The sequence below is a fragment of the Dysgonomonas sp. Shenzhen-Wh21 genome (assembly GCF_043392705.1).
In the GTDB taxonomy this organism is placed as follows: domain Bacteria; phylum Bacteroidota; class Bacteroidia; order Bacteroidales; family Dysgonomonadaceae; genus Dysgonomonas.
This window is the reverse complement of the sequence record NZ_JAIXHZ010000198.1, coordinates 1-9,245: the sequence shown is the minus strand read 5'-3', so window position 1 is coordinate 9,245 and position 9,245 is coordinate 1. Positions and strand designations below refer to the sequence as shown.

The window sequence follows — 9,245 nt, the reverse complement described above, 5'->3', positions numbered from 1 at the left end:
CTTAATAAAATTTATTTAAGGTTTAACTATATGTCGGTTGTCTAGTTTTTCGAGTTTCTAAATAAGAGTTTTATAATGACAAAAGAATTGGTAAACTCATTATATTTGTAAAGAAAAGATGAAGAAATGAGGAACAATATAAAGATCAATTTTATTCTACCATTCAAACCTCGTCGCCCGGCAGGTGGATTTAGGGTTATGTACGAATATGCAAATCGCCTGGCTTATATGGGCTATCAAGTTCATCTAACATTTCCTATTAAAACAAAGTATATGAAGTACCGCTTACCATGCTTCGTACGCAGTATTTTATCTAAAATAGAACGTTTTGATAGAAATAAATGGTTCGAGTTTGATTCGGATATTACGATGTCTTATGTGAAAGAAGTAAGGGATAAGTATGTTGTTGATGCTGATATTGTTATTGCTACTTGGTGGTCTACAGTTTTGGATATGGGAACATTATCTCCTCAAAAAGGCAAAAAAATCAATCTTATACAAGGTTATGAAAATTGGGAAGGACATGAAGATTTACTCTACTCTTCGTACAATTTGAAAGATACAGTTAATATCGTTGTTGCTTCTTATTTAAAAAAAATAGTAGCTAAACATACCAACAATAGAGTAGAATTGATTGAAAATGGAGTTGACAACAATGTATATTACATTAAGGAAAGAATAGAGAATAGAGAGATTGCAACCGTTGCTATGATGTATTCTGTTCAAGAAATAAAAGGTTCTAAATATGGGTTGGAAGCACTACATCTTGTAAAAGAGCAGATTTCCGAGCTTAAGGTTGATTTATTCGGCATTTATCCCTCACCTGAAGATTTGCCCGACTGGATTCATTATCATAGAGATCCGGATGATTTGTGTGCGATTTATAATCGTAACTCGATATTTATATCCAATAGTTTTACAGAGGGGTTTGGCTTGGTCTCTGTAGAGTCTATGTTTTGTGGATGTACCCTTATTTGCACCGATATAGAAGGGCATAAGGAGTATGCGGTTGAAGGAGAAACGGCATTGTTGGTAGAAACAGGTGATGCGAAAAGTATGGCTGATAAAATTTGCTATTTAATTAATGATAATGAGTATCGTATAGATTTGGCGAAAAGAGGACATGAATATGTGCTCCGGTTTAGTTGGGATAACGCTATAGAAAAAATGGAAACCATAATTAGAGGTTTGCTAGACTAAGGCATTAAGAGTGAATGATTAAAGTGAATAAAAGTTATTTTCTCTCATGGTTTGACTCTAAAACTTTTCATTATGCGGAGGAATGTTTGCATTGTTAAAATTACGTAAATAAAGGTTAATTTAATAAGATGTGTAAACGAATTATTTTCTTTATTGGGAAATTTTACAGCACTTCTTTATTAATCAGCGAACTCTTAAATCCTAGATAACATAAGACTTATAAGATTTTTTTCATTCAGATACCTGCTTTTTTTAGTTTCCGCTTCCTTTCGTATATTTAATATTGATACTATTTCTTAAAAACTTATTTTTTTTTCTTTAGTCAAAAAAGATAAAAAATAAATTATCTTTGGCAGGAAATATCTTTTATAAAACATTATTTATTTTAACACAATGAAAATAAAAAGGAGTTTGCTCAGAATCCTTCACTCATTATTGGTTTCTATTTTAATTGTTTTTTTAGGTTCGTGTACGGGCTATAAACAGTTGCCCTATTTAAAGAATGCAGAAACAATTTCACCTGAAGTTTTATCAAGTGTAGCTGCTATTCATGAAGCAAAAATTATGCCCCATGATATAATTACCATTACTGTCAATTCTAATATACCTGGAGCTGCAACAGATTTCAATCTACCGATGGTACCTACTAATTTGAGCTCTGTAATACAGACAACGGCAACATATTCAAGTACAGCAGGGAGTTTGCAAAATTATTTGGTAGATAAAGACGGGAAAATAAACTTTCCAATATTAGGGCAATTAAGTATTGGAGGAATGACGTCTAAAGAGGCCCAAGATTACATCGTTTCGTTAATTTATCCACGGTATATAGCTGAAAAACCGGTTGTAAATGTTCGGTTCATAAATTTTGGAGTATCTGTTCTCGGCGAAGTAGCCAGACCCGGAGTATATACTACCCCCAATGGTCAAATGACGATCTTAGATGCTTTGGCTGCAGCCGGAGATATGACAATATATGGGCGTAGAGATAATGTGTTGTTGCTAAGAATACAAGAAAATGGAGAGATTGCAATGCATAGAATTGATATGCAAGATAAGAACTTAGTGCTTAATAAAGATCTCTTTTATTTACAACAAAATGACAAGTTATATGTTGAAACTAATAAAGCAAAAGGAAATAATTCTCGATTTGGAACCTTTGAATCGATTAGTTTATCCGCATTATCAATCGTAATTTCAGTAATTGCTATCATAACCCGCTAAATTAAATGGAAACCAATAAAAACTGGAAAGATACAAGTGCTTCTACTTCTGTAACCGATATTATATTTGATTATTTACGCTATTGGAAATGGTTTATTCTATCCATAACTGTATTTCTAATTATTGGCGTTACAATTATTCTTGTTACCCAAAAACAGTATAAATCTTCACTTTCTATATTATTGAACGAGGATAAAGGAACAGGTAAAGGAAATGCAGCCGCAGAGTTTGATTTAGAAGCTCTAGGTTTACTTTCTACAACAAACAATATAGAAAATGAAGTTGCAATTTTATCTTCTCCGGATTTGATGCGCTCTGTTGTAGATACATTGAATTTGCAAACTGTATATTATATTAATCAGAGACTTAGAAAGGTTGAGCTATACAATCAAACACCCTTCCATGTCACTTTAGAGCCTGCCGATAAAAAAGGAATAGGAAATATTCAATTCTATATACAGAAAAATGGAACCGGATATGAAATAAGCGGGATATATGAAGACCTCTTTGCATCAGAAGAGAAAAAGATAAATGAGAAATCTGAATCTCTTCCGAATGAAATAAAGTTAGAAGATGCTGCTATAAAGATTGAATTGACAGGTAAAAAAATAGTTGAACATGAAAAGTACTATGTTCAGATAAATGATATATATTCTACTGTTTCTGCTCTAAATAGCTCATTGTCTGTTTCGCCAACGAGTAAAACATCTTCTGTCCTTAATATCGGATTGATTGGCAATAATACAGCCAAGGGTGCAGCTGTTCTTAGAGAACTTGTTAAGCAGTATAATGAGATGAATGTAAACATAAAGAATGAAATTGCGTACAATACTGCAATCTTTATCAATGATCGATTGAAAGAAATATCTGTAGAACTAGGAGATGCTGAAGAGAATGTTGTTGATTTTAAACAAAAGAATCAAATAACAGATCTGAGTACAGAAGCACAGCTATTTGTACAACAAACGGGGCAAAATGAACAAAAATTACTGGAGGTAGAAACCCAACTCAATGTAATATCTTTGATAGAGCGTTTTGTACAAAATCCTGCAAATAAATTTTCTGTGATACCTAACATTGGAATTGCTGATCTAGGTTTAGCCCAGATAATAAATGAGTATAACAATAAGCTACTTGTTTCAGAAGTTCAGTTAAAAGGACTAGGTGAAGAGAATCCTACACGTATAAGACTAACTGATGATATAAATAATATGCGTAGTAGCATATCCAACTCTCTAAAAAATGTCAAGCAGACATATAATATATCGAAACAAGATTTATTGAAGCAATCATCATCTACAAAATCCAGAGTATTGTCAGTCCCTCAACAGGAAAGAGGACTCATAGAAAAAGTAAGGGAGCAACGGATTAAAGAGAATTTGTTTTTATTTCTGATGCAAAAGCGTGAAGAGACTAATTTGTCTATTGCTTCAACGGCGAATAAGGCACGTATAATAGTTTCTCCGCAAGAAGATATTCTTCCGATAGCCCCTAAGTCTAATATTATTCTCCTTTCGGTACTAATACTCGGATTTTTATGTCCGATTGTAATCATATATCTAATCAACCTATTCAAAGTTCAGATCAGAAGTAGGAGCGAACTTGAAGGGTTATCGGAAGTTCCTATTATCGGACAAATAGGGAGGAATGATATTAAAGATCAGGTAGTAATCAGGTCAAATCAAAGCTCAGGCATAGCTGAAATGTTCCGCTCATTAAGAAATAACTTAAACTTTATATTAAAGCATAAGGTAAATCAAACAATATTAGTGACTTCTACAGCTTCCGGTGAAGGAAAAACTTTTATAAGTGTCAACTTGTCTATGAGCTTTGCATTATCGGGTAAAAAAGTTTTAATAGTTGGAGGGGATATACGAAATCCGAAACTCAGAAATTATATTCAAATACCAAGAAATAAAGGTTTGAGTGATTACCTCGTCAGCGATGATTCTTGGCGAAACTATGTTAATGATTCAGGACTAAATGATAACTTGAAGGTGATGGTGGCCGGAACTATCCCGCCTAATCCGAATGAATTGTTGATGGAACCACGCTTAAAAGAGTTTATGCTCCAAGCAAGAGAAGAGTTTGATTTTGTAATATTTGATACTGCTCCGGTAGGATTAGTCTCGGATACATATCTAATTGATGAGTATGTTGATGTTACGTTGTACATTGTTAGAGAAAATGTAACACCTAGAGCTGCTGTAGACTTCATGAATATGCAAAAAGGTGAAGGTAAATTAATAAATATGTATTTGGTGCTCAATGATTCATATTTAGATAGTAGTTACAGATACGGATATGGAAAAGAATATGGATATGACTCAAAATCAAAAACTAGATAATTCAAGAATTCTTATTACCGGAGGAGCCGGCTTTATAGGTTCTAACCTTTGCGAAGAGTTATTAAAGTACAACTGTGAGGTTAACTGTTTTGATAATTTTTCTACAGGGAAAATGGAAAATATACTTCCATTCTTTGATAAAAAAAACTTCCGGTTAATAGTAGGGGATATTCGCAATTATGATGATTGTTTAAATGCAATACAAGGCGTTGATTACATCCTTCATGAAGCGGCTTTAGGCTCTGTTCCCCGTTCTATAAAAGACCCGATTACTAGTAACGAAGTGAATGTTTCGGGCTTCTTGAATATGCTGTTCGCAGCGAAAGAGGTTGGCGTTAAACGGTTCGTTTACGCTGCGAGCTCTTCCACATACGGAGATTCTGCCTCATTGCCCAAAGTAGAAGATGTTATCGGGAAACCGTTATCTCCATACGCAATAACTAAGTATGTTAATGAGCTTTATGCTGATGTGTTTTCTCGTACATACGGAATAGAATGTATTGGTCTCAGATATTTTAACGTGTTTGGAAAACGTCAGGATCCCAATGGGGCATATGCTGCCGTTATACCCTTATTCGTTAAGAAGTTAATCAATCACGAATCGCTCGTAATCAATGGTGACGGTGAGTATTCAAGGGATTTCACTTATGTAAAGAATGTAATACAGATGAACTTACTGGCTTTGACTACATCTAATTCCGCAGCATTAAATACAGTATATAATACAGCTTTTGGAGAACGAACAACTCTAAATCAATTGGTAGAATATCTAAAAGAATATCTGAGTGAGTATGATTCTCTGATTGCAAATGTGGATATTATACATGGCCCAAATAGAGTTGGTGACATACCTCACTCATTAGCAAGCATAGATAAAGCAAAAGCTTTGTTAGATTACAATCCGAAATATAGTATGAAAGAAGGATTGAAAGAGGCTGTAAAATGGTATTGGAGTAATTTAAAATAACACAAATGAACAAAATAAAAATAGCAATTATTGGCCTAGGGTATGTAGGCTTACCTTTAGCTAGGCTTTTTGCCACAAAATATCCGGTAGTCGGTTTTGATATTAATCAGGCACGCATTAAGGAATTAATGTCTGGTGTTGATCATACCTTAGAAGTAGAAGCGGATATTTTACAGTCTGTTTTGAAAAACGAGAATAGTGGCAATATTGGGTTATTTTGTTCTTGCAATTTAGAGGACATTGGCGACTGTAATTATTACATAATAACTGTTCCGACACCTGTAGATAAAAACAATAGACCCGATTTGACCCCTTTATATAAAGCCAGTGAAACAGTCGGCAAGGTTATCGATAAAGGAGATATCGTTATATATGAGTCAACAGTTTACCCCGGAGCTACAGAGGAGGATTGCATCCCTGTTGTAGAAAAGATTTCAGGGCTGAAATATAATGTTGATTTTTTTGCCGGTTATTCCCCTGAGAGAATAAATCCGGGAGATAAAGAACATACTGTCGAAAAAATTAAGAAAGTAACATCCGGTTCTACACCTGAAGTTGGAGAAAAAGTGAATGTCCTTTATTCCTCAGTTATTAAAGCAGGAACGCATTTAGCTCCATCAATAAAAGTGGCAGAAGCGGCAAAAGTTATTGAAAACTCGCAACGCGATATAAATATTGCATTTGTAAATGAGTTAAAGAAAATATTCGATAGAATGAATATTGACACCAATGCTGTATTACAAGCTGCCGGAACAAAATGGAATTTCCTCCCATTTAAGCCCGGACTGGTTGGTGGTCACTGTATCGGTGTAGACCCATATTATTTGGCTCAAAAAGCACAAGAGTATGGCTATCACCCCGAAATAATACTTGCTGGTCGCCGCCTGAATGACAGTATGGGCGAGTACGTTGCTAGTGAAGTTATCAAGAAGATGATCAAACAAGGTATACAAATAAAAGGTTCTAATATACTAGTTCTAGGAATTACATTTAAGGAAAATTGTCCCGATGTGCGTAATACAAAGGTTGTAGATGTTATTCGTGAACTAAAAGAATATAATACGAATGTAACAATTTATGATCCTTGGGCTAATCCAGAAGAAGTAGAGCATGAATATGGATTAGAGATAAAATGCAAATTACCAGAAGGTAAATTCGATGCTGTAGTGTTGGCGGTGAGTCATAAAGAATTTGATACAGTTAATATTAGATCTTTATTAAACAACAATGGAATAATATCAGGATTAAATAGTGGTATAAACTATATATGAAAAATAGAAAAGTTCGTGTTGCAATTCATTATAATGAATCAATTTTTAAGCATAGTACCTCATGGCATTTTGCTTGGATAAATTATTGCGAAGCAAATAATATTGATTATAGCATTGTAGACTGTTATAAGTATGATATTCTTGAAACACTTAAAAATTACGATTGTCTGGTATGGCATTTTAGTCATTATTCATTGCAAGATATGCTTTTTGCTAGAAGTATCTTAATGAGTGCAGAGAATATGGGTTTAAAAGTGTTTCCGGATGTTCCTACTGCTTGGCATTTTGATGATAAAATAGCAGAGACATATTTGTTGGATTCGATTCAAGCTCCTATACCTAAAGCTTATATGTTTTATACATTAAAAGACTTTGTAACATGGCTTGATAATGATTCTAAATTTCCAATAGTAGCAAAGTTAAGATGTGGTTCCGGCTCTAATAATGTCAAACTCTTGAAAAACAAAACCGATGCATATAATTATGGCAAAAAAATATTTGGAAAAGGACTAGTCTCAACACCTAGTATCTTATACAAGGGAAGCTCACAACTTAAATCAGCAAAAAGTTGGGCAACTATCAAAGCTAGAATAAAAAGGATACCCGACTTCATCGAATCTTTCTCAAAGGCGAGGCGATTGCCACGGCAACAAGGGTATGTATATTTACAAGAATTTATTCCCAATGCAGGCTTTGATTTAAAAATTGTTGTTATCGGCGATAAATTAAGTTTTATAGCTAGAAATATTAGAGAAGGAGAATTTCGTGCATCAGGCAGCGGCTCGTTTTATTTTGATAGATCTTTAGTAACAAAAGACATAATTGATTCTGCATTTAGTGTTTCTGATAGATTGAAATTTCAATGTATGGGATATGATTATGTTATTGACGACAGAGATAATATAGGGAAGATTATAGAAATGAGTTATGGCTTTTCACATACAACATTATTACAGGCTGGGGGCTATTGGGATAGAAGTGGAGAATGGCATGATGAACCACTGAATGCCCCCGAAGAAATATTGAAGCATCTAATTGAAGTTGAATAATATGAAAATAGCTTTTTTAGGGGATATCGCTTTTGTCGGAAGATTTGATTTGCAACAAAACTCACATGTATATGAAAATTTGAAAGAGATTGCTGGATTTTTAAATACATTTGATTACGTAGTTGCAAACCTAGAGTCTCCTATTACTGATATTTCTGCCGCAGACTCTTATAAGGCGATTCATCTTAAGACATCTTCCTTAAGCGTAGACTTATTAAACTATCTGAATATAAAAATTGTAAACCTTTCGAATAATCATATTTTTGATTATGGTGTTGCGGGCTTCGAAGATACAATCAACTTGCTAGATAAAAATAATATAGAATATTTTGGTGTAGACGATAAAGAGCTTATCCTTGAATTTGAAAACAATAAAATAGCTTTTAACGGTTACTGCTGCTATTCGGCAAATGGAACTCGTTATAAAGAAGAAAGTAAATCGCCATATATAACTCCAATAAATATTGAGAGTGTTGAAAACAGATTAAAAGCGAATGAAAAAAACGGATATTTAAGTGTTTTAAGTTTCCATTGGGGAATTGAAAATGTCAATTATCCTGCATATGAACATATTCAATTCGCAAGGAGCTTAGCAGAAAAGCATAAATTCATATTATATGGACACCATCCGCACGTAGCTCAAGGTGTAGAAAAGATTAATGATTCAATAATTTCATATAGTTTAGGAAATTTTGTTTTCGATGAAGTCTTGTCTACAAGCATAAAAGGCTTAAAAAATAAAATGGATGATAATAATCGAACTTCGTTTATACTATCTCTAGAGATAAATGAAAATAAAATAGAAGATGTTAGCCTTATCCATATTTTTGAGGAGGACGGAAGAATATCCATAAAGGGTAACCCTCTATTTGAAACATATTGCGAGACTCTTTATCTATCCAAAGACGAGTATCAAAACTTAAGAAAAGAAAAGCTTGGAGAATACCTGCTCAATAATAATATAAAACACGATTTTAGTTGGTTTATCAAACGATTAAACAGAAATTTTATAGAGGCATATTTGAGAGGGAGGCGTAATGCATCTATTTATAATAAGATGTTTAATAAATATAAATGAATCAGATGGATAAAAAAGGAGAAATAGTATATATAGGTAATTTTTTATATCCGGATGGTAATGCAGCAGCACATCGTGTTGTATCTAATGGGCGCTTATTTAGGTTAC

The 9,245-nt window shown here is 33.5% G+C and carries 7 protein-coding genes; all 7 read left to right on the top strand.

From position 1 onward, the window contains the following. Positions 1 to 126 precede the first annotated feature (126 nt). The 7 genes from LDB17_RS13760 (at position 127) to LDB17_RS13730 (ending at position 9,137) form a co-directional block, all read left to right on the top strand. Positions 127 to 1,200, top strand: a complete 1,074-nt coding sequence (locus tag LDB17_RS13760; protein ID WP_252638713.1) for a glycosyltransferase family 4 protein — start codon at positions 127 to 129, stop codon at positions 1,198 to 1,200. A gap of 393 nt (positions 1,201 to 1,593) precedes the next feature. Then, on the top strand, positions 1,594 to 2,424 hold the full coding sequence (locus tag LDB17_RS13755) for a polysaccharide biosynthesis/export family protein (RefSeq protein WP_353846909.1): 831 nt from the start codon (positions 1,594 to 1,596) through the stop codon (positions 2,422 to 2,424). Between the two features lie 5 nt (positions 2,425 to 2,429). Beyond that, positions 2,430 to 4,772 (top strand): tyrosine-protein kinase family protein, encoded by a 2,343-nt coding sequence (locus LDB17_RS13750; RefSeq protein WP_006843504.1) that lies wholly within the window; start codon positions 2,430 to 2,432, stop codon positions 4,770 to 4,772. Next, the gene (locus LDB17_RS13745) at positions 4,729 to 5,739 is read left to right on the top strand and encodes an SDR family oxidoreductase (RefSeq protein ID WP_393925084.1); all 1,011 of its coding nucleotides are present in this window, start codon (positions 4,729 to 4,731) and stop codon (positions 5,737 to 5,739) included. The genes LDB17_RS13750 and LDB17_RS13745 overlap by 44 nt, the downstream gene beginning before the upstream one ends. 5 nt (positions 5,740 to 5,744) lie before the next feature. Next, entirely contained in the window at positions 5,745 to 7,010 is a 1,266-nt protein-coding gene (locus LDB17_RS13740; RefSeq protein ID WP_252638715.1) for a nucleotide sugar dehydrogenase, read from the top strand. Beyond that, on the top strand, positions 7,007 to 8,059 hold the full coding sequence (locus LDB17_RS13735; RefSeq protein WP_252638716.1) for a hypothetical protein: 1,053 nt from the start codon (positions 7,007 to 7,009) through the stop codon (positions 8,057 to 8,059). Before LDB17_RS13740 ends, LDB17_RS13735 begins: the two co-directional genes overlap by 4 nt. Position 8,060: 1 nt before the next feature. Next, the gene (locus tag LDB17_RS13730) at positions 8,061 to 9,137 is read left to right on the top strand and encodes a CapA family protein (RefSeq protein WP_252638717.1); all 1,077 of its coding nucleotides are present in this window, start codon (positions 8,061 to 8,063) and stop codon (positions 9,135 to 9,137) included. Positions 9,138 to 9,245 lie beyond the last annotated feature (108 nt).

What these genes read in the sequence shown, in the direction of transcription:
- LDB17_RS13760 (WP_252638713.1), top strand. Translation starts at nt 127, where the DNA reads ATGAGGAACAATATAAAGATCAATTTTATTCTACCATTCAAACCTCGT.
- LDB17_RS13755 (WP_353846909.1), top strand. Translation starts at nt 1,594, where the DNA reads ATGAAAATAAAAAGGAGTTTGCTCAGAATCCTTCACTCATTATTGGTT.
- LDB17_RS13750 (WP_006843504.1), top strand. Translation starts at nt 2,430, where the DNA reads ATGGAAACCAATAAAAACTGGAAAGATACAAGTGCTTCTACTTCTGTA.
- LDB17_RS13745 (WP_393925084.1), top strand. Translation starts at nt 4,729, where the DNA reads ATGGAAAAGAATATGGATATGACTCAAAATCAAAAACTAGATAATTCA.
- LDB17_RS13740 (WP_252638715.1), top strand. Translation starts at nt 5,745, where the DNA reads ATGAACAAAATAAAAATAGCAATTATTGGCCTAGGGTATGTAGGCTTA.
- LDB17_RS13735 (WP_252638716.1), top strand. Translation starts at nt 7,007, where the DNA reads ATGAAAAATAGAAAAGTTCGTGTTGCAATTCATTATAATGAATCAATT.
- LDB17_RS13730 (WP_252638717.1), top strand. Translation starts at nt 8,061, where the DNA reads ATGAAAATAGCTTTTTTAGGGGATATCGCTTTTGTCGGAAGATTTGAT.